Source organism: Streptomyces sp. NPDC021115 (assembly GCF_044333065.1).
Lineage (GTDB): Bacteria > Actinomycetota > Actinomycetes > Streptomycetales > Streptomycetaceae > Streptomyces.
Map to the genome: position 1 here is coordinate 43,245 of NZ_JBIRQF010000022.1, position 18,521 is coordinate 61,765.

An 18,521-nucleotide genomic window follows, 5' to 3' on the forward strand; every position below is an offset into this window, starting at 1 on the left:
GTCGCGGGCTGGATGTCTGCCAACCATCCAGCGCTCCGCCGACAGCGGGCCGACAACCCCCGACAACCGACCGACACCGCCGCCCGCCGCTGGCGCTAAGCTGACCGAAATCGGAGGTGGCGGTGGCGGCGCAGGGGCAGGCGCGGGGCGGGATGGCGGGCGACATCCAGGAGCGCATCAAACGGCTCATCGTCGACCAGCGGCTCCCCTCCGGGGCCCCGCTGCCCACCGAGACGGAGCTGATGGAACTCCTCGGAGTCAGCCGTAACTCCGTGCGCGAGGCGCTGAAGGCACTCCAGGCGATGGGGATCGTGGAGATCCGCCACGGCTTCGGGACCTACGTGGGGCCCATGTCGATGGCGCCGATGATCGAGGGGCTGATCTTCCGGACCGTCGCCGGTCACTACCGGGGCGAGGACAGCCTGCTCCAGCTGCTGGAGCTGCGGGAGGCCGTGGAGACGGGGCTGATCGCGCGGCTGGCCGGGCGGATACCGGCGGAAGACCTCGACGCGCTGGACGCGATCGTGGGGCGGATGGAGGCGGAGGCGGCCGAGGGGGCCGTGCACGCGGAGACCGATCGCGCCTTTCACGCCGCGCTGTACGGGAGCCTGGACAACACGCTGCTCAGCGAGGTGCTGGAGGCGTTCTGGGACGCGTTCCACCGGGTGCGTACGGATTTGGTGGACGTACCCACGGATCCTCAGGAGACCCTGGCCCAGCACCGGCGGATTCTGGAATCCGTGCGCTCCGGCGACGCCTTACGCGCCGAAGAGGCGATCCGCGACCACTTCTGCAACATTCGCAACAGACTGCGTTCCCCGCATCACGAATAAGCCGTTTTCGTGACCAGACGCAGCCGCAACACATTGGGCGCCTTTGTCCGCATAAGGACGCGTTTCGCCTTGTGATCATGCGAGTGCCTTCGAGGCCCTGATCTGGGTGCATCACCCACCAACGCGCCCTGGAACACGGGCCGTTGGGATGCCCCGGGGGGAAACCGGACGAGAGGGGTCCGGCACGCTTCGCGCACAAGCAGAAGGCGACCATTCCGTATTCGATTCCATTCGACGGATTGATCGCCTCCACTATCGTGCCCGTACGGCCGTGGGGGGTCGTGCCGGCAAGAGATACGTGACGACACGCACCAGCCCGCGTGCGGGGGGAATAACTCATGACGTCGACGCCGACAGGCGCCCGGCAGCATTCGTACGACCCGTCCACCACGACGCGCTTACGCATCCCGCGACAGCAGCAGAACGGTCGATGGGGCGCTCACCGGCGGCGGCCGCTGCCGAAGTACGACTACGAGCACTACAGCAGGCTCGCGGGACCGCTCACCCAGCCCGATCCGTCCGCCCCGTACCGCGTGCGCTACCGCAGCCTGCTGGCCGACGAGCCGCACCGCATCCGGGCCGCGCTACTGCTGGGGGCGGCGCCGCTGGTGTCGCTGGGGCTGCTGGTGTGGCTGATCCAGCCCGCGCACTGGACCGACCGGGACGGCGTCAGCCCGACGATGGCGGTGCTGGACGCCGTCATGCTGGTCTCGATCGGGCTGATCGAGTTATTCCGCACGATGAACGTCGCGTCCAACGCGCACGCGACGCTCGTGGCCCGCGATCCGGTCCCGGTCGTGCCCGAGGCGGGCACGAAGGTCGCCTTCATCACCACGTTCGTGCCCGGCAAGGAGCCGATCGAGATGGTGACGAAGACGCTCCAGGCGGCGGTCCGCGTACGGCACCGGGGGGAGCTGGACGTCTGGCTGCTGGACGAGGGCGACGACCTCGAGGTACGAGAGATCTGCGCGCGCCTGGGCGTGCGCCACTTCACCCGCAAGGGCGTCGAGAAGTGGAACCAGGCCAAGGGCCCGTACCGGGCGAAGACCAAGCACGGCAACTACAACGCCTGGCTGGACGCCCACGGCGACGCATACGACTTCTTCGCCTCGGTCGACACCGATCACGTCCCGCTGCCGAACTATCTGGAACGGATGCTCGGCTACTTCCGGGACCCGGACATCGCCTTCGTCGTCGGCCCGCAGGTGTACGGGAATTACGACGCGGCCGTCACCAAGGCGGCCGAGAGCCAGCAGTTCCTTTTCCACGCGCTGATCCAGCGCGCCGGGAACGCGTACCGCGCGCCGATGTTCGTCGGCACCAACAACGCGGTGCGGATCAGCGCCATCAAGGGCATCGGCGGGCTGTACGACTCGATCACCGAGGACATGGCCACCGGCTTCGAGCTGCACCGGCACCGCAACCCGGCGACCGGGCGGAAGTGGGGCTCGGTCTACACCCCGGACGTGCTCGCGGTGGGCGAGGGGCCGAACGCGTGGACGGACTTCTTCACCCAGCAGCTGCGCTGGTCACGCGGCACCTACGAGACGATCCTCAAGCAGTTCTGGAAGGCACCCTTCTCGCTGCCGGTGGGGAAGCTCTTCAACTACACCCTGATGGTCATCTTCTATCCGATGTCGGCGCTGAACTGGATCCTCGCCGGGATCAGCTGTGCGCTGTTCCTCGGATTCGGGGCGTCCGGCATCCAGATCGACCCCGCCATCTGGATGATGCTCTACGGCAACGCCTCCGCACTCCAGATCGGGCTCTACGTCTGGAACCGGCGGCACAACGTCTCCCCGCATGAGCCAGAAGGGTCGGGGGGCGTGGCCGGAATGGTGATGTCCGCGATGTCCGCACCGATTTACGCGCGTTCCCTGATGGATGCCGTACTGCGCCGGAAGAGCCGCTTCGTCGTCACCCCCAAGGGCGACTCGTCGAGCCCCGACACCCTCTTCGGTACGTTCCGGATCCACCTTTTCTTCCTGGTGGTCTTCGGCGGGTCGCTCGCCTCTTCCTTCTACTTCGGCCACAGTCATCCAGCGATGACCGTTTGGGCATCACTCGCCCTGGCTATCACAGCCGCTCCGATCATCGCCTGGCGGTGGACCGTCCGCCAGGAGAAACGGACAACGCAGCCCGCTCTTGGGGGACGATAAGACGTGAAGTACCGACCGAGTCGCCGCACCCGCCGCTTCGGAATCGGTGCGGCGGCCGTGACCGTGCTGGCCGGGATGAACGGCCCGGCGCTCTACCGATTCAGCTCCGCGCAGTATCACGATTACAAGATCAACCAACCGGACTACAAGGCCGAGAACGGCCACTGGGACGTCGTCAATGTCCCGAAGGCTTATCGGATCAATACGATCCACGCCGCCCTGCTGCACACCGGAAAGGTGCTGCTGGTCGCCGGTTCCGGGAACAACGCCAAGAACTTCGACGCGAAGTCCTTCCGCACGGTCCTGTGGGACCCGAAGAAGAACACGTACCGGAACATCCCCACGCCCCAGGACCTCTTCTGCTCCGGGCACACCCAGCTCCCGGACGGAAAACTGCTGGTGGCGGGCGGTACCCAGCGGTACGAGAAGCTCAAGGGCGACGTCGAGAAGGCGGGCGGGCTGATGTTCGTCCACAACGAGGACCCGGACAAGCCGAAGACCTTCCCGGCCGGGACGCGCTTCACCGGCAAGGAGAACGGCAAGACCTTCGAGTCCAAGGACCCGGTCCTCGTGCCGCGCGCGAAGAAGAAGACGAACGCCAAGACCGGAAAGGTCACCGTCACCGCCAGCACGGCGCGCGTCTATGTCGAGGCGCGCCGCAGGGGGGCGAAGTACCAGACCGGGACCGAGGACAATTACCGGATCGCCGGACTGAAGGGCAAGGACAAGCACAACTTCTACGGCATCGCGCAGAAGCTGTCGTTCGACAAGAAGGACTTCCAGGGCATCAAGCAGGCCTACGAATTCGACCCGGAGTCGGAGCGGTACATCACCGTCGACCCGATGAACGAGGCCCGCTGGTATCCGACCCTGACGTCCCTTCAGGACGGCAAGGTGCTGGCCGTGTCCGGGCTCGATGAAATCGGCCAGGTGGTGCCGGGAAAGAACGAGATCTACAACCCGAAGACGAAGAAGTGGAAGTACCTTCCGAAGAAGCGCTTCTTCCCCACCTACCCCGCCCTCTTCCTCACCGAAAAGGGCCGCGTCTTCTACACCGGGTCGAATGCCGGATACGGTCCGGACGACCAGGGCCGCACGCCCGGGATCTGGGATCTGAAGAGCAACAAGTTCCAGGTGGTGCCGGGCATCAGCGACCCGAAGCTGATGGAGACCTCGATGTCGGTCATGCTGCCGCCGGCGCAGGACCAGCGGTTCATGGTGCTGGGCGGCGGCGGGGTCGGCGAGTCCACCCGGTCCACCGCCGGGACCAGGATCGTCGATCTGAAGGACGACAAGCCGCGGTTCAAGGACGGACCGGATCTGTACGAGAAGGTGCGCTATCCGAGCAGCGTCATCCTGCCGGACGACAACGTCCTGACCACCAATGGCTCCGGCGACTACCGGGGGCGCAGCGACACCAACGTGCTGAAGGCCGAGCTGTACGACCCGGAGACCAACCGCACGCGGTCGGTCGCCGACCCGCTGGTCGGCCGCAACTACCACTCGGGCGCGCTGCTGCTGCCGGACGGGCGGGTCATGACCTTCGGCTCCGACTCGCTGTTCCAGGACGAGGCCAACACCAAGCCGGGCGAGTTCCAGCAGCAGATCGACCTCTACCGGCCGCCGTATCTGTACCGGGACTCCCGGCCAAAGCTGGCCGCCGGGGGCGGGCCGAGGACGGTCGAGCTGGGCGCGAGCACCACGTACAAGAGCGAGCATGCCTCGGCGATCAAGAAGATGCGGCTGATCCGACCCAGCTCCTTCACCCATGTGACCAACGTCGAGCAGCGTTCGATCGCACTCGACTTCAAGCGGACGAAGGACGGCATCACGGTGACCCTGCCGAAGGACAGCTCACTGGTGCCGCCGGGCTACTACATGCTCAACGCGGTCGACGACCAGGGGACGCCCTCGGAGGCGGTGTGGGTGAAGGTGCCCGCGGCGAAGGCGCCCGCGGTGAAGGCGCCCGCGGCGGCCAAGGGCGCCTCCCGCTGAGCGATGGCTACTCGGCGTTCCGGGCGAGATCGAGCGCGTACCGCGGCCACCACTGGCCCGCCTTGGGGCCGCCCTTGCAGGGGCCGTCCGACTCGCCCGGACGCTTGATCCACAGATAGGCGTCGACGCTCTTGTCGCCGGTGTCGACCGTGGGCGGCTCGCCCAGCGCCCGGCCCTTCGGGTTGCACCAGGCCTCCGGGTCGTTCTTCCCGGGGGCCGGGCCGTTCCCGTTGCGGCTGGTGTCGATCACGAAGGGCTTGCCGCCGACCAGCGCGGACAGCCTCTTGCCGTAGGTCTTGTTCTCCGCGGTGGTCTGGTAGTTGGAGATGTTGAGCGCGAAGCCGTCCGCCTTGGCAATCCCGGCGCGCTTGAGCGGCCCGGCGATCGCGTGCGGGTCCTTGATCCAGCGCGGGTTCCCGGCGTCCAGGTAGACCTTGGTGCGGGGCAGGCCCTTGAGCTTGTCGACGGCGCCGGTGAGCAGGTCGTACCGCTCCTCGTGGAACTTCTTCGGCGTGCAGCCGTCCGCCACGTGCGGCAGCGCGTCGGGTTCCAGTATCACCGTGGCGGGGCGGTCGCCGATGCCCCGGACGGCCTTGTCGAGCCACGCCCGGTAGGCGGCGCCGTCCGCCGCGCCGCCCTTGGAGTACTGGCCGCAGTCGCGGTGCGGGATGTTGTAGAACACCAATAACGCGTCGCGGTCCGCGTGCTTCGCGGCCTCGGTGAAGCCGCGCGCCTGCCCCTCCGGGTTGTCCACCCCCAGCCACTCGGCGACCGGCTGCTCGGCGATCTTCTGCACCAGCTGGGCATCGCCCCTCGCGCCCTTCTTGCGGTACGCGGCGACCTGCTTGGCGGCGCTGCCGTCGGGGTTGACCCAGTAGGGGACGGTGGCCTTGGGGCGCTGCTGCTGCCGGGCGGGCGGGGCCGCCGCGTGGTCCTTCTTCTCGGGGCCCTCGGAGGCGCCGAAGCAGCCGGTGAGCGTCACGAGCGACAGCAGCGCCCCGGCAGCCGCCACGCCGTCGCGCCTGAGATTCCGCTTACGGTCGTGGTGACGGGCAACGGTGTGCCGACGGCCGGTGTAACTGCCGTACATCCACTCCCCCTTGGGTGCACGCTCCGGGGGTGGACAGTGGGCCCCCGGGTGGGACAAGCCGGTCGAATCCATCCTTGCACAGCGCTTCGGCCGCCCGGGCCCGCATCATCGAGGGGAGGCGGGTTTTCGCCCGTCCGGCGCGATTCGCGCGGTGTTTACGCACCTCCGCGACGGAAGCGGCGGCGCAGCGTCCGGCGCAGACGGCCACCCCGGCGGGGGCCTCGGGCCGCCGGGCGCGGCGAGCCGAGGTCACGGCTCGCGGGATGCCAGGGAAGGTCCGGGGACTCGATCGGTGCTTTGCGTTCCGCTTGTGCCCGTATCTCCAGATGGGACTGATAGCCCGACACCTGCCACGCCTGGTCATGTGCCGCCACGGCGGCGCGGATCGCCGAGCCCGCGACGCCCCGGCGGCGGGCCAGGACCGCCAGCCAGGCGAAGCAGCCCATGACGGCGGCCAGCGCGCCGATGAAGATCAGATACGGCAGGAACCCGCCCATGCGGCCGCCCCTCCCCGGGACTGTCTCCCGCTACCGGAACGGGCGGACGTCAGCCCGCGTTCCCGGGTGCGGTGGGACGTACGGAACGCGTCGTGCCCGGGTGCGTGGCCGTCAGGTACGCGGACACCACCACGTTCGCCGAGTACGTCCGGGTCTTGCGGTCGAACCGTCCGCCGCACGTGATCAGCCGCAGCTCCGCCCGGCCGTCGCTCCGCGCCCCGTACACCCGGCGGGCGTCGAACCGCTTGGCGGACACCATCGCCACGTCCTCCACCGTGAACTCCGCCGTCGAGCCGTCCGACCTCGCGACCCGGACCTTCTCCCCGCGCCGGAGGTCGCTCAGCCGGTAGAACACCGCGGGCTTGGAGCGGGTGTCGACGTGGCCGACCAGCAGCGCCGCGCCCACCGTGCCCGGCTCGGGCCCGCCCCGGTACCAGGCGACGGAGTTCGCGCGGCTGAACGACGGCGGCTTCACCGCCCCCTTGCGGTCCAGGCCCGCGCCGATGACCGGCGCGTGGACCCCCACCGCCGCGATGTCGACGCGCACCGGCCGGGCGGCCGCGAGCGGGGGGTGCGCCTCGGGCAGCGGATGCGCCGGGGGACGGCCGACCGCGGCCGCGTCCCCCGTCATCGGCGCCGGAGCGCCCGTACCGTCAGTGATGTCCCGGCCCCACATCCACAGCCCCAGCAGCAGCGCCGCCCAGGCCAGGCCCATCGCCAGCCGTCCGGCCCCCGGGAAGCGGGACTCTCCGGAGAAACGCGAGTCAGACATCGCCACCCACCCGCTGCCGCTGCCGACGCCGTCGTACCGCGAGCCCCGCGACGGCCACCGCCGTCCCGCCGGACAGCACCAGGCCGTACGCCGCCGCGCCGCCGACGTTGCCCCACGGCGTCCGGTCCTGGTCGTCCCGGCCCTCGTCGTCGTCCCAGCCTTCGTCGTCCCCGTCGCCCTCGGCGCCCTCGGCGGGCCGTGGCGCGCCGCCGCCGCCCGCGTGGACGGGCGCGACGGGCGAGGGTGGTCGCTCCACGGCGACCCACACCCGCCGGGCGCCCGGTTCCATGCCGCCGCCGCAGTCCACGGCGACCCGATGCGCGCCCTTGGCCGCCGTCGAACGGATCGTCGCCTCGCTGAACAGCCCGTTCCCGTCGGGGGTCAGCTCCGCGTCGTCGACGAACACCGGCGACGTCGCCGTCGCCACCGTGCCCTGACAGCCGAAGGCCCGCACCTCCACCTCCGCGCCGGGCGCGATGGCCAGCGGGCTGACCCGGATCGTGGCGGTTCCGTCGTGGCGCTGATCGGCGAGGGCGGGTCCTGAGGCGAGCAGACTGAGCGTTGCCGTACAGAGCGTGAGGGTGGCAATGCGCATCGTGAACCTCCCACCTCGAGGCTCACGCGCCGGGCCGGGCACCGCATCCGCTGCGGACCCGGTCCTGCTCCGAACGGGTGCTCAGACGGGGGCGATCAGACGACGCGTTCCACGAGGTCCGCGATCGAGTCCACGACGGTGGACGGCCGGTACGGGAAGCGGTCCACCTGGTCGGCCTGGGTCACGCCGGTGAGCACGAGGAACGTCTCCATGCCCGCCTCCAGACCGGCCCGTACGTCCGTGTCCATCCGGTCCCCGATCATCGCGCTGCTCTCGGAGTGCGCGCCGATCGCGTTCAGCCCGGCGCGCATCATCAGCGGATTCGGCTTGCCGACGAAGTACGGCTCCTGGCCCGTCGCCTTGGTGATCAGCGCCGCGACCGAGCCCGTGGCGGGCAGCGCGCCCTCCGCCGAGGGGCCGGTCTCGTCGGGGTTGGTCGCGATGAACCGGGCGCCGTCGTTGATCAGGCGGATCGCCTTGGTCAGCGCCTCGAAGCTGTACGTACGGGTCTCGCCGAGCACGACGTAGTCCGGCTCGACGTCGGTCAGGACGTAACCGATGTCGTGCAGGGCGGTCGTCAGCCCCGCCTCCCCGATCACATACGCGGTGCCGCCGGGCCGCTGCTCGTCCAGGAACTGGCCGGTGGCCAGCGCCGACGTCCAGATGTTCTCCACCGGCACGTCGAGGCCGATCCGGGACAGCCGGGCGTGCAGATCGCGCGGGGTGTAGATCGAATTGTTGGTGAGCACGAGGAACGGCCTGCCGGACTCGCGCAGCCGCTTGATGAAGGCGTCGGCACCGGGCACTGGTATGCCCTCGTGCATCAGCACCCCGTCCATGTCGGTGAGCCATGACTCGATCGGCTTGCGCTCTGCCACTGCTTGCTCTCCGCTCGGCTTGACCGTGTGACCCCTCTGGGCGTCTGGCGACGCCAACAGCCTAACCGGGGGCTTCGCGGCCTCAGCGCGCCCTCGGCGCGACAGACCCGCACAGCTGTCCGATCCTGAGGTGAGGGGGAACGCGACCCGAGCCGACGGTAACCGTAAGGAGAACCGCCATGGGCATCATGGACAAGCTGAAGGACGCGATCGCCAAGAACCCCGACAAGAGCCGACAGGCCGCACGCAAGGGGGCGGACACCGCCGACAAGAAGACCGGCGGCAAGCACTCGGAGCAGATCCAGCGCGGCTCGGACAAGGTCGACGACGAGCTCCGCCGCCGGGGCGAGGGGCCCCGGGGCGGTTAGCGGCAGCGTCCCTCAGCGCCTCGCGCGCCGGGACTTCGCGACGAGGGCGGCACCCGCGGCCACCATCCCGGCACTGAGGACACCGAGTCCGGCGAGCCGGACGTCACGGCCTGTGGCGGCCAGCTCCGGCTTCCAGTGTCGCCCGGTGTGGCCCTGCTCGGTGTCGCCCTCGTCGTCGCGCTGATCTTCGCGCTGGTCGTCCTGCTGGTCGTCGCCCTGGTCCTGGCCGGGGTCGGTTTCGGCGGCCCCGGGGTCTTCGGCGCCGGGGTCTTCGGTACTGGGGTCTTCGGTACTGGGGTCTTCGGTGTCGTAGCCGGGGTCGGTCCCGGTGCCCGTGTCGGTTTCGGTGCCGGTGCCGGTCTCGGTGCCGAGGTCGGCGCCGGTGTCGGAGCCCGTCTCCGTGCCGGTGTCCGTACCGCTGTCGGTACTGGTGTCCGTACCGGCGTCGGCACTGGTGTCCGTACCGGTGTCGTCCGCCTCCGTATCCGCCTCGTCCGCGGCGCCCGTCCCGTCCGTGCCGGTGCCCGGATCCGTATCCACGTCCAGGTCCTCATCGGAGCCCTGGTCCGGCTCGGCGGCATCCGGACTCTGCGGCACCGCCATCGGGCTCCGCTCCAGGCGGCGGGTCGGGGTCGGCGTGGGGCTCGGCTCGCCGCTGGGCTCGGCGCTCGGCTTCGCATCCGGCCTCGCGTCCGGCTCCGGCTCCGGCACCGGCGGCACCGGCACCGGCGCGGTCTCCGCCCCCGACGTGGCGTCCGCCTCGGCGCCTGCCACCGCGTCGATCCGGAACGCGTAGTCGTTGGACTCCCCGACCCAGTTCCCGTCGTCCGCGCGCCGCTGTACGGCGATGGCGTTGGCCGTGACCGGGCCCAAGGGGGCGTCAGAGGTGAAGCGGGAGCGTATCTGGACGTCGACCGTCTTCCCGGCCGCCACGGTGAACCCCTTGAAGTCCTTCTCGAACACCCCGATGTTCTCGTCCTCGTCGGTCGTCTGGAAGGACACGTCCCGCCAGGTGCCGCCGTCGGCGTACGGATCCAGGAACTCCAACTGGATCTGACGGGGCCGCAGCGCATGGCCCTGGTCGACGAGGACCGCGACGGGGTGGACGGCCCGGCACTCGGCGTTCGTGGTGTTGCGCAGTTCCAGGTGCCACTCCTGCCATCCCCCGCCCCGCGCGTAGTGGTCGGGGCCGCCGTGCAGCCGGGTCTCGACGGGGAAGTCGGAGGCGGTCTCGTCCCCGCAGGTCGGTGCGGGTTCGGCCGCGGCGGCGTGCGCGCTCACCCCGTACAGGGCCGGGGTGAGCGCGAGCGCGGCCGCGGGCAGGGCGGTACGGAGGGAGCGGGCGGCGCGGAGGGACAGGACGGTGGGCAGTCGCATGGGTGACCTCTGCTGGCAGCGGCGTATCCCCGAGCACTCCGGCACATTCCGCGTCCGCACGCCGACACACCGCGCGGGCCGCCGATTGACCCCGACTGGCCGTCAACAAACCCTCGATCAGCCCAATGCGAAGAGCGGGGCGAGCACGAGCTGCGCCGCGCCCTCGACCACCGCCCGCGCCCCGCCGCGTACGACATCGACCGGGACCGTGGGGCGGTTGGTGCGGGCGGCGTCCTCGGCGAGCACGGCGGCCACGCCGCGTACGTACGACTCGGGGGCGGCCAGCACGATCCGGCCGCCGAGCAGCACCCGGTCGATGTCGAGGAGCCGTACGAGGTTGGCCGCGCCGACGCCGAGCAGCCGGGCCGCCTGCGTCCGGGCGCCGCGGGCGACGGCGGCCAGGCACAGCGCTTCGAGACAGCCGTAGTTGCCGCAGCCGCAGCGCGGCCCGTCGAGCTGGACGACCTGGTGCCCGAACTCCCCCGCGTCCGTCCGCGCACCCCGGTACACGCCGCCGTCGAGCACGAGCCCGGCGCCGAGGCCGGTGCCCAGGTGCAGATACGCGAACGAGTCGGCGGGGACGGCCGGGGCCGCGAGGCCGAGGGCGGCGGCGTTGGTGTCCTTGTCGAGGACGACGGGCAGGCCGAGCCGTTCGGCGAGCGCGTCGCGCAGCGGCAGCCCGTCCCACTGCGGGAAGCCGGTGACCCGGTGGAGTACGCCGGAGCCGTGGTCGAGCGGCCCTGGAGCGGCGACCCCCACCCCGAGCAGCCCGCCCCCGGGCGCGTCGGCGATCAGCGCCCCGACCTCCGACGCGGCCGCCGTCAGTGCCGTCTCCGCCTCCGCGCCGAAGTCGAAGCGTGCCGTACGGAGAGCCACCGGGGTGCCCGCGAGGTCGACCAGGACGGCCGTCAGCTCGTCGCGGTCCAGGTGCAGGCCGATCGCGTGGCGGGCGTCCGGGACCAGGCGCAGGACGGTGCGCGGCTTGCCGCCGGTCGAGGCGCGATGGCCCGCCTCGGCCGCCAGGCCCTCGGCCCGCAGCCGCGCGGTGATCTTGCTGACGGCCTGCGGGGTGAGGCCGGTGCGGTCGGCCAGCTCCAGCCTGCTGACGCCGTCCTCGCCCGCATCCCGCAACAGGCGCAGGACGAGGGCGGCGTTATGGCTGCGCAGGGCGGACAGATTGGCTCCGGGCCCGGCCGCCGCCCTCGACATCGTGCTGTTCACACCCCCATTGTGACCATCGCTTGCGCTTTCGCAACACTGTTGTCAAAGTGGCGGCATGGATGCCAACAGCAGGGACACCAGCACGCTCCGGGCCGGGCTGATCGGCTACGGGCTCGCGGGATCCGTCTTCCACGCGCCCCTGATCGCCGCCGCCGACGGCCTCGCCCTCGACACCGTCGTCACCGCCAGCCCCGAGCGGCAGCAGCAGGCCCGCGACGAGCACCCGGGCGTGCGGATCGCCGCGTCCGCCAACGAGCTGTGGGCCCGGGCCGGTGAGCTGGACCTGATCGTCATCGCCTCCCCCAACCGCACCCACGTCCCGCTCGCGCGCGCCGCGCTCGAAGCCGGGCTGCCGGTCGTCGTGGACAAGCCGCTGGCCGGGACCGCCGCTGAGGCGGAGGAGCTGGCCGCGCTCGCCGCGTCGCGCGGACTGCTGCTGAGCGTCTTCCAGAACCGCCGCTGGGACAACGACTTCCTGACCCTGCGCAAGCTCCTCGCCGACGGCGCGCTCGGCGACGTGCTGCGCTTCGAGTCGCGCTTCGAGCGGTGGCGGCCGCAGACCAAGGGCGGCTGGCGGGAGTCCGGCGACCCGGCCGAGATCGGCGGGCTGCTGTACGACCTGGGCAGCCATCTGGTCGACCAGGCGCTCACCCTCTTCGGCCCGGCCGTCTCCGTCTACGCCGAGGTCGACGTGCGCCGCGCCGGGGCGGAGGCCGACGACGACACGTTCATCGCCGTCCACCACGCGAACGGCGTCCGCTCGCAGCTGTGGATGAGCGCGATCACCGCCCAGCTCGGCCCGCGCTTCCGGGTGCTGGGCAGCGAGGCGGGCTATGTGAAGTACGGCCTCGACCCGCAGGAAGCGGCCCTCCGCGAGGGGCTGCGCCCCACGGAGTCCGGGGCCTGGGGCGCCGAGCCCGAGTCCGCGTGGGGGCGGCTGGGCGCGGGCGAGTCGCCGCTGACCGGCGGCGGGCGGGCCGTGCCGACCGCCCCCGGCGACTACCCCGCGTACTACGCCGCCATCGCCACCGCACTGCGCGAGGGCACCCCGCCGCCGGTCACCGCGGCCGAGGCGGCCGCGGCGCTGCGGGTGCTGGAGGCGGCCCGGGTGTCGGCGACGGAGGGCCGTACGGTCCGTATCGGGAACGGCGTCGGGGGCGCCGCGTGAGCACCCCCACCCCGGACTCGGACCTCGCCGACCTCGCCGCCCTCGTCGCGCGGCTGGAGGAGCAGGACCGGCAACTGCGCCTGCCCTCCCTCTCCCATGACGACGCCTGGCGCCTCGGCTGCCTGATCGCCGAGCTGGCCGAGGCGCGCGGCGCGGCCGTCACCATCGGCGTGCGCCGCAACGGCCAGCGCCTCTTCCATCGCGCCCTGCCCGGCACCACGGCCGACAACGACGCCTGGCTGGAGCGCAAGTGCCGGGTCGTCGACCGCTACGCGGCCTCCTCCTACCTCGTCGGCACCCGCTTCCGGGCGAAGGGCACGACCTTCGAGGAGTCCTCGCGGCTCGACCCCGACCGCTACGCCGCGCACGGCGGCGCCTTCCCGCTCCATGTGACGGGCACGGGCGTCGTCGGCACGGTCGCTGTCAGCGGTCTGCCGCAGGCGGAGGACCACGCGCTGGTGGTGGACGCGCTGGAACGGTTCCTGCCTTCCTGAACGGCGCCCTCGCTTCACAGCGGGCTCGCTTCGCCGGGCACCGAAGTTTCCCGCGCCTACGGTGAAGTCCATGGCGACGAAAACCGGCACCCCGGACATATCCACCGCTCGCGAACCGGCGCGCGTCCTGTCGTTCGCGCTGGTCGCGGTGTGTACGGGCTACTTCATGGTCATCCTCGACAGCACGATCGTGAACGTCGCCCTGCCTGCCCTGCGGGCCGATCTGCGCGCGGGTGTGAACGGCCTCCAGTGGGTCGTCGACGGCTATCTGCTGGTGCTGGCGGCCGGGCTGCTGTCCGGCGGCGCGCTCGCGGACCGCTTCGGCGCCCGGCGGGTGTTCCAGGCCGGGCTGGGGCTGTTCGTGGCGGCGTCGTTCGGCTGCGGGCTGGCCCCCGGCGTACCGGTGCTGGTGCTCGCGCGGGTGGCGCAGGGGGCGGGCGCGGCCCTGTCGGTACCGGCCTCGCTGGCGCTGCTGCGGGCCGCGTACACCGACCGGACGACGCGCGCCCGCGCCGTCGGGGTGTGGGGCGGCATCGCCGGGGTGGCCGCGGCGGGCGGCCCGCTCCTCGGCGGCGTCCTGGTCGCCGCGGTGGGCTGGCGGTGGGTGTTCTTCGTCAACGTGCCCATCGGTCTTGCCGCGATGGCACTCACCGCACGGTACGTACCGTCACCGCGCCCGCAGACCGGCAAGGGGCTGGACGCGGCCGGGCAGCTCACCGGCGTCACGGCGCTCACCGCGCTGGCGCTCGCCATGATCGAGGGCGGCCGCTCCGGGGTGAACGCGCTGGTGGCGGTCGGTGCGCTGGTGTTCGTCCTGGCGGCCGCCGGGTTCGTCGCCGTCGAACGGAGCGTGCGCGCGCCGATGCTGCCGCTCGGGCTGTTCCGTACGCCCACCTTCGCCGGGGGCACGGCGGTCGGCCTGCTGATCAACCTCGGCTTCTACGGCGAACTGTTCGTCGTCAACCTCTACTTCCAGCAGGCCCTGCACTACTCCGCGCTGCTCGCCGGGCTCGCGCTGCTGCCGCAGATGGGCGTGGTGGCGGCCGGTTCCTGGCTGTCCGGACGCTTCACCGCCCGCGTCGGCAGCCCGCGGCCGACGCTGCTGATCGGCCTGGTCACGGGCGGCGCGGGGCTGCTCGCGCTGGCCGGACTGCTCGCCGCGGCGGCGCACGTTCCGTATCCGCTGCTGGTGCTGCCGCTGATGGCCACCGGCTTCGGGATGTCGTTCACCATGCCCGCCGCGACGACGGCCGTCACCGACGGCGTCCCCGGCGAGCAGGCCGGACTCGCCTCCGGCGTGATCAACGCGGCCCGCCAGACCGGCGGCGTCATCGGCGTCGCCCTCCTCGGCGCCCTGGCCGCCGCGGACACCCTGGCCGGACTGCGCACGGCCCTGGTCATCGCGGGCCTGGCCTTCCTGGCCGGGGCCCTGATAACCCTGCGCAGCGTCGACCGCGCCATGCCATGATCCAGCGGTGCCCGAAGCGACGGTACGCCCCCGAACCGGCCAGGACCTGGCCGCTTGCGTCACCGCGCTCGCGACCGTGCAGCGCGCCGACCGCTACCCGGTCCACTGGCCCGACGACCCCGAGGGCTGGCTGACGCCGGACGGGATGCTCGGCGCCTGGGTCGCGACCGAAGGGCCCGCGGTACGGGGCTCGGCCGTACAGGGCTCAGCCGTGCTCGGCCATGTGATGCTCACCCGGACCGATCCCGCCCTCGCGGACGCCATCGGCGCCCCGGCCGAAGGGCTCGCCGCGGTCGCCCGGCTGTTCGTCACCACCGCGGCGCGCCGCCGCGGCCTGGCCGCCGGGCTGCTCGGGCACGCGGCGCGGGCGGCCGTCTACACCCTGCACGCACATCTGGTCTTCGCTCCGAAGTACCAGCGCGGCGTCTTCACCGCGCGTCTCGAATGAGTCAGCCAGTACATACCCTCGCCGTTGGTGCGGGTCAGAGCAGCGTGGAGACTGAACACTTCCGGCCGCCGGACCGTACGGGATAACGGCGGCCCTCGATGCCCGAGTCTGGTCCGCCGTGTCACCACCGGGCCACGCATGGAAGGACCTTCGGGATGCGCCAGCAGCCGGACAAGGACGACGCCGACAAGGCTGCCCCGGAGGAGGGCGAAACCCTCGTAGACCGCCCGCCGGAGCGAAAGCCGGATGCCAACGCCGAGGACCCGGGCAGAAACCCCGAGGGCGACTCCGAAGGCAAGGGCGGCACCGAGAACGGCACCGAGGACGACGGCGACGACGACAAGGACAACGCCGACGGCAAAGCCGCCGAAGACGACGACGCACCGGGCGAGCTGCTGGGTGCCGCCACCGCCGGTGACGGCACCGACGACGACGGGCCCGGACCGGACCAGGCCGTCGCCGGGCGCGGGGGCTGGCGGGGGCGGTATCCCGTCGCGGCGCGTGCCCTGTCGTGGACGGTCACCGGGCTGTCCGTCGCCCTGGTCTTCGTCGCCCTGCTGCTGCCGACGAAGCTCGAACTCCTCACGGTCGACCACTTCACCCGCATACCCGTGGAGCTGATCTTCGGGGCCGGTCTGCTGCTGCTCCTGCCGACCGTGGCCCGGAGAGTGGTGGCGGTGCTGGCCGGGCTGTTCCTCGGCGCGCTGGCCATCCTCAACATGCTGGACATGGGCTTCAACGAGTTCCTGGGCCGCGGCTTCAACGTGGTGCTCGACTGGATCCTGTTCGACGACGCCCAGTCGTACCTGGAGGACTCGGTCGGCCAGACGGCAGCCGCGGCCGCCGTGGTCGGTATCGCGCTGCTCGCCCTCGCCCTGCTCGCCCTGATGACGCTGGCGGTCCTCCGGATCGGCAACGTCATGGCGCGCAACAGCGTCGTGGCGACCCGCACGACCCTCGTGGCCGGGACCGTCTGGGTCGTGTGCGCGTCGGTCGGCGCGCAGGTCGCGGGGCTGCCGGTGGCGTCCCGCAGCACCTCAGCGCTGGTCCAGGACCGGGCCGAGCGGGTGGAGAAGACGATCAAGGACGAGAAGGAGTTCAAGAAGATCGCCGCCTTCGACACCTACGGCGACACCCCCGGTGATCAGCTGCTGACCGGGCTGCGCGGCAAGGACATGATGATCACCTTCATCGAGAGCTACGGCCGCAGCGCGATCGAGGACCCGGCCATCGCGCCCGGCGTCGACTCGGCGCTCAAGAAGGCAACCGGCCGTCTGGACAAGGCCGGGTTCGCCGCCAAGAGCGGCTGGCTCACCTCGGCGACGTACGGCGGCAACAGCTGGCTGGGCCACTCCACCTTCCTGACCGGCCTGTGGATCGACAACCAGAACCGCTACCGCACCGTCACCGCGGGCGACCACCTGTCCATCACTCGCGCCTTCCAGCGCACCGGCGCCTGGCGGACGGTCGGCATCATGCCGGGCGTCCAGAAGAGCTGGCCGGAGGGCAAGTACTACGGTCTCGACCACGTCTACGACTCGCGCGAGCTGGGCTACAAGGGCCCGAAGTTCAGCTGGTCGACCATGCCCGACCAGTACGCGCTGAAGGCGTTCGAGCAGCTGGAGCACGGCAGGAAGCACGACAAGCCGCTGATGGCGCTGAACATCCTGACCTCCAGCCACCAGCCCTGGGCGCCCATCCCGAAGACCATCCCGTGGAGCAAGGTCGGCAACGGCTCGGTCTACAAGGGCATCGAGAAGGCGGGCAAGCGGCCCGAGGACGTGTTCACCGACTCCACCAAGGTGAAGCAGGAATACGGCAAGTCCGTGCAGTACTCGGTGAACACCCTCATCAACTACGTGATCAAGTACGGCAACAAGAACACCGTGCTGGTCTTCCTCGGCGACCACCAGCCGCTGGCCCGGGTCAGCGGCAACCACGCGAGCCGGGACGTGCCGGTGTCCATCGTCGCCCACGACCCGAAGGTGCTGAAGCGCATCGCCGACTGGAACTGGGCGGACGGGCTGATGCCCCGCGCGGACACCCCGGTGTGGAAGATGAACCACTTCCGCGACCGCTTCCTGAAGGCGTACGGCTCGACGCCGAGCGCCACGCCCCAGCAGGCGAAGCGGGCGCTCAAGTAAGCCCAGCGGCCCCCGTACGCCGGTGGCGTCCGGGGGCCGCGCCGAACGTCCGGCGTACGGCTCAGGCGTCCTTGAACTCCTGGCGCTGGCGGCCCAGCCCGTCGATCTCCAGCTCCACCACGTCCCCGGCCCGCAGATACGGCTTGGGCTCGGGGCGGCCCATGGCGACGCCCGCCGGGGTGCCGGTGTTGATGACATCGCCCGGGTAGAGGGTCATGAACTGGCTGAGGTAGCGCACCACATGGGCGACGCCGAAGATCTGCTCGGCCGTCGTGCCGTTCTGCTTGATCTCGCCATTGACCCACAGCCGCAGGCCGAGGGCCTGCGGGTCGGGGACCTCGTCGGCGGTGACCAGCCAGGGGCCCAGCGGGTTGAACGTCTCGCAGTTCTTGCCCTTGTCCCACTGGCCGCCGCGCTCGATCTGGAATTCCCGCTCGGAGACGTCGTGCGCGACCGCGTAGCCCGCGACGGCGGCGAGGGCGGCCTCGTCGGAGTCGAGGTAGCGGGCGGTGCGGCCGATGACGATGGCCAGCTCCACCTCCCAGTCGGTCTTCACGCTGCCGCGCGGCACCAGCACCGTGTCATCGGGGCCGATGACCGTGTCGGGGGCCTTCATGAAGAGGATCGGCTCCTCGGGGATGGCGGCGCCGGTCTCGGCGGCGTGATCGTGGTAGTTCAGCCCGATGCACACGATCTTGCCGATGCGGCCCAGCGGAGGGCCGACCCGTACGCCGCCGTCCTGGATCACCGGCAGCGCGTCGGCGCCCTCGGCCTCGGCCGCCGCGCGAATCCGGGCGAGCGCCGCCTCGTCGGCGAGCAGCGTCCCGTCGATGTCCGGGACCAGGCCGGACAGGTCGCGGAGGGTGCCGTTCTGGTCGAGGAGGGCAGGGCGTTCCGCCCCGGCCGGTCCGACACGCAGCAGCTTCATCCTCACAACTCCCTGGGGTCAGGACGGTGGCCAGGGGCTACACCATGGCCTCTGGCCGCTCGATCCTGCATGAGCCTCATGCGCCC

At 71.3% G+C, this 18,521-nt stretch carries 17 protein-coding genes; 9 read left to right on the plus strand and 8 right to left on the minus strand.

Features of this window, described 5'->3' with window-relative positions:
- Nucleotides 1–152: 152 nt before the first annotated feature.
- The 3 genes from ACH4TL_RS39250 (at nucleotide 153) to ACH4TL_RS39260 (ending at nucleotide 4,987) form a co-directional block, all read left to right on the plus strand.
- On the plus strand, nucleotides 153–833 hold the full coding sequence (locus ACH4TL_RS39250) for a FadR/GntR family transcriptional regulator (protein WP_398328551.1): 681 nt from the start codon (nucleotides 153–155) through the stop codon (nucleotides 831–833).
- Nucleotides 834–1,171: 338 nt separating this feature from the next.
- Complete coding sequence (locus tag ACH4TL_RS39255) at nucleotides 1,172–2,992, plus strand: glycosyltransferase family 2 protein (RefSeq protein ID WP_398328397.1); 1,821 nt, start codon at nucleotides 1,172–1,174, stop codon at nucleotides 2,990–2,992.
- A 3-nt stretch (nucleotides 2,993–2,995) separates the two neighbouring features.
- Nucleotides 2,996–4,987, plus strand: a complete 1,992-nt coding sequence (locus ACH4TL_RS39260) for a galactose oxidase-like domain-containing protein (protein WP_398328393.1) — start codon at nucleotides 2,996–2,998, stop codon at nucleotides 4,985–4,987.
- Between the two features lie 7 nt (nucleotides 4,988–4,994).
- Here the strand turns inward: ACH4TL_RS39260 and ACH4TL_RS39265 are convergent, their stop codons facing one another.
- From ACH4TL_RS39265 to ACH4TL_RS39285, 5 genes are all read right to left on the minus strand, one after another.
- The gene (locus ACH4TL_RS39265; RefSeq protein WP_398328390.1) at nucleotides 4,995–6,077 is read right to left on the minus strand and encodes a glycoside hydrolase family 6 protein; all 1,083 of its coding nucleotides are present in this window, start codon (nucleotides 6,075–6,077) and stop codon (nucleotides 4,995–4,997) included.
- A 155-nt stretch (nucleotides 6,078–6,232) separates the two neighbouring features.
- Nucleotides 6,233–6,574, minus strand: a complete 342-nt coding sequence (locus ACH4TL_RS39270; protein ID WP_398328387.1) for a hypothetical protein — start codon at nucleotides 6,572–6,574, stop codon at nucleotides 6,233–6,235.
- Nucleotides 6,575–6,623: 49 nt separating this feature from the next.
- Nucleotides 6,624–7,346: a class F sortase gene (locus ACH4TL_RS39275; protein ID WP_398328384.1), complete on the minus strand. Its 723-nt coding sequence runs from the start codon at nucleotides 7,344–7,346 to the stop codon at nucleotides 6,624–6,626.
- Entirely contained in the window at nucleotides 7,339–7,941 is a 603-nt protein-coding gene (locus tag ACH4TL_RS39280) for a hypothetical protein (RefSeq protein WP_398328381.1), read from the minus strand. The genes ACH4TL_RS39275 and ACH4TL_RS39280 overlap by 8 nt, the downstream gene beginning before the upstream one ends.
- A 95-nt stretch (nucleotides 7,942–8,036) precedes the next feature.
- Nucleotides 8,037–8,819, minus strand: a complete 783-nt coding sequence (locus tag ACH4TL_RS39285) for an HAD-IIA family hydrolase (RefSeq protein ID WP_009717567.1) — start codon at nucleotides 8,817–8,819, stop codon at nucleotides 8,037–8,039.
- A 179-nt stretch (nucleotides 8,820–8,998) separates the two neighbouring features.
- Between ACH4TL_RS39285 and ACH4TL_RS39290 the strand changes: the two genes are divergently transcribed.
- Nucleotides 8,999–9,187, plus strand: coding sequence for an antitoxin (locus ACH4TL_RS39290; RefSeq protein ID WP_398328377.1), 189 nt, complete (start codon nucleotides 8,999–9,001; stop codon nucleotides 9,185–9,187).
- 12 nt (nucleotides 9,188–9,199) lie between these two features.
- On the opposite strand, the gene ACH4TL_RS39295 is transcribed toward ACH4TL_RS39290, so the two are convergent.
- Both ACH4TL_RS39295 and ACH4TL_RS39300 read right to left on the minus strand, forming a co-directional pair.
- A complete protein-coding gene (locus tag ACH4TL_RS39295; RefSeq protein ID WP_398328374.1) occupies nucleotides 9,200–10,564 on the minus strand; it encodes a hypothetical protein in 1,365 nt (454 codons plus the stop codon).
- A gap of 117 nt (nucleotides 10,565–10,681) precedes the next feature.
- Nucleotides 10,682–11,773 (minus strand): ROK family protein, encoded by a 1,092-nt coding sequence (locus tag ACH4TL_RS39300; RefSeq protein WP_398328548.1) that lies wholly within the window; start codon nucleotides 11,771–11,773, stop codon nucleotides 10,682–10,684.
- Between the two features lie 67 nt (nucleotides 11,774–11,840).
- On the opposite strand from ACH4TL_RS39300, the gene ACH4TL_RS39305 reads away from it, so the two are divergent.
- The 5 genes from ACH4TL_RS39305 to ACH4TL_RS39325 all read left to right on the plus strand — a co-directional run bounded on the left by ACH4TL_RS39305 (nucleotide 11,841) and on the right by ACH4TL_RS39325 (nucleotide 17,507).
- Nucleotides 11,841–12,953 (plus strand): Gfo/Idh/MocA family oxidoreductase, encoded by a 1,113-nt coding sequence (locus ACH4TL_RS39305; RefSeq protein WP_398328371.1) that lies wholly within the window; start codon nucleotides 11,841–11,843, stop codon nucleotides 12,951–12,953.
- The gene (locus ACH4TL_RS39310) at nucleotides 12,950–13,447 is read left to right on the plus strand and encodes a heme-degrading domain-containing protein (protein WP_398328368.1); all 498 of its coding nucleotides are present in this window, start codon (nucleotides 12,950–12,952) and stop codon (nucleotides 13,445–13,447) included. The genes ACH4TL_RS39305 and ACH4TL_RS39310 overlap by 4 nt, the downstream gene beginning before the upstream one ends.
- 70 nt (nucleotides 13,448–13,517) lie before the next feature.
- Nucleotides 13,518–14,915 (plus strand): DHA2 family efflux MFS transporter permease subunit, encoded by a 1,398-nt coding sequence (locus ACH4TL_RS39315; protein ID WP_398328365.1) that lies wholly within the window; start codon nucleotides 13,518–13,520, stop codon nucleotides 14,913–14,915.
- Between the two features lie 7 nt (nucleotides 14,916–14,922).
- Nucleotides 14,923–15,363, plus strand: a complete 441-nt coding sequence (locus ACH4TL_RS39320) for a GNAT family N-acetyltransferase (protein ID WP_398328362.1) — start codon at nucleotides 14,923–14,925, stop codon at nucleotides 15,361–15,363.
- Between the two features lie 155 nt (nucleotides 15,364–15,518).
- On the plus strand, nucleotides 15,519–17,507 hold the full coding sequence (locus ACH4TL_RS39325) for a sulfatase (RefSeq protein ID WP_398328359.1): 1,989 nt from the start codon (nucleotides 15,519–15,521) through the stop codon (nucleotides 17,505–17,507).
- Between the two features lie 61 nt (nucleotides 17,508–17,568).
- On the opposite strand, the gene ACH4TL_RS39330 is transcribed toward ACH4TL_RS39325, so the two are convergent.
- Nucleotides 17,569–18,435 carry a fumarylacetoacetate hydrolase family protein gene (locus ACH4TL_RS39330; RefSeq protein WP_398328356.1) on the minus strand — a complete coding sequence of 289 codons (867 nt, stop codon included), beginning with the start codon at nucleotides 18,433–18,435 and terminating at the stop codon, nucleotides 17,569–17,571.
- Nucleotides 18,436–18,521: the final 86 nt, after the last annotated feature.

Coding starts and splice junctions, on each gene's coding strand:
- ACH4TL_RS39255 (WP_398328397.1), top strand. CDS start 1,172: ATGACGTCGACGCCGACAGGCGCCCGGCAGCATTCGTACGACCCGTCC.
- ACH4TL_RS39330 (WP_398328356.1), bottom strand. CDS start 18,435: ATGAAGCTGCTGCGTGTCGGACCGGCCGGGGCGGAACGCCCTGCCCTC.
- ACH4TL_RS39325 (WP_398328359.1), top strand. CDS start 15,519: ATGCGCCAGCAGCCGGACAAGGACGACGCCGACAAGGCTGCCCCGGAG.
- ACH4TL_RS39280 (WP_398328381.1), bottom strand. CDS start 7,941: ATGCGCATTGCCACCCTCACGCTCTGTACGGCAACGCTCAGTCTGCTC.
- ACH4TL_RS39275 (WP_398328384.1), bottom strand. CDS start 7,346: ATGTCTGACTCGCGTTTCTCCGGAGAGTCCCGCTTCCCGGGGGCCGGA.
- ACH4TL_RS39270 (WP_398328387.1), bottom strand. CDS start 6,574: ATGGGCGGGTTCCTGCCGTATCTGATCTTCATCGGCGCGCTGGCCGCC.
- ACH4TL_RS39295 (WP_398328374.1), bottom strand. CDS start 10,564: ATGCGACTGCCCACCGTCCTGTCCCTCCGCGCCGCCCGCTCCCTCCGT.
- ACH4TL_RS39315 (WP_398328365.1), top strand. CDS start 13,518: ATGGCGACGAAAACCGGCACCCCGGACATATCCACCGCTCGCGAACCG.
- ACH4TL_RS39300 (WP_398328548.1), bottom strand. CDS start 11,773: ATGTCGAGGGCGGCGGCCGGGCCCGGAGCCAATCTGTCCGCCCTGCGC.
- ACH4TL_RS39250 (WP_398328551.1), top strand. CDS start 153: ATGGCGGGCGACATCCAGGAGCGCATCAAACGGCTCATCGTCGACCAG.
- ACH4TL_RS39265 (WP_398328390.1), bottom strand. CDS start 6,077: ATGTACGGCAGTTACACCGGCCGTCGGCACACCGTTGCCCGTCACCAC.
- ACH4TL_RS39290 (WP_398328377.1), top strand. CDS start 8,999: ATGGGCATCATGGACAAGCTGAAGGACGCGATCGCCAAGAACCCCGAC.
- ACH4TL_RS39305 (WP_398328371.1), top strand. CDS start 11,841: ATGGATGCCAACAGCAGGGACACCAGCACGCTCCGGGCCGGGCTGATC.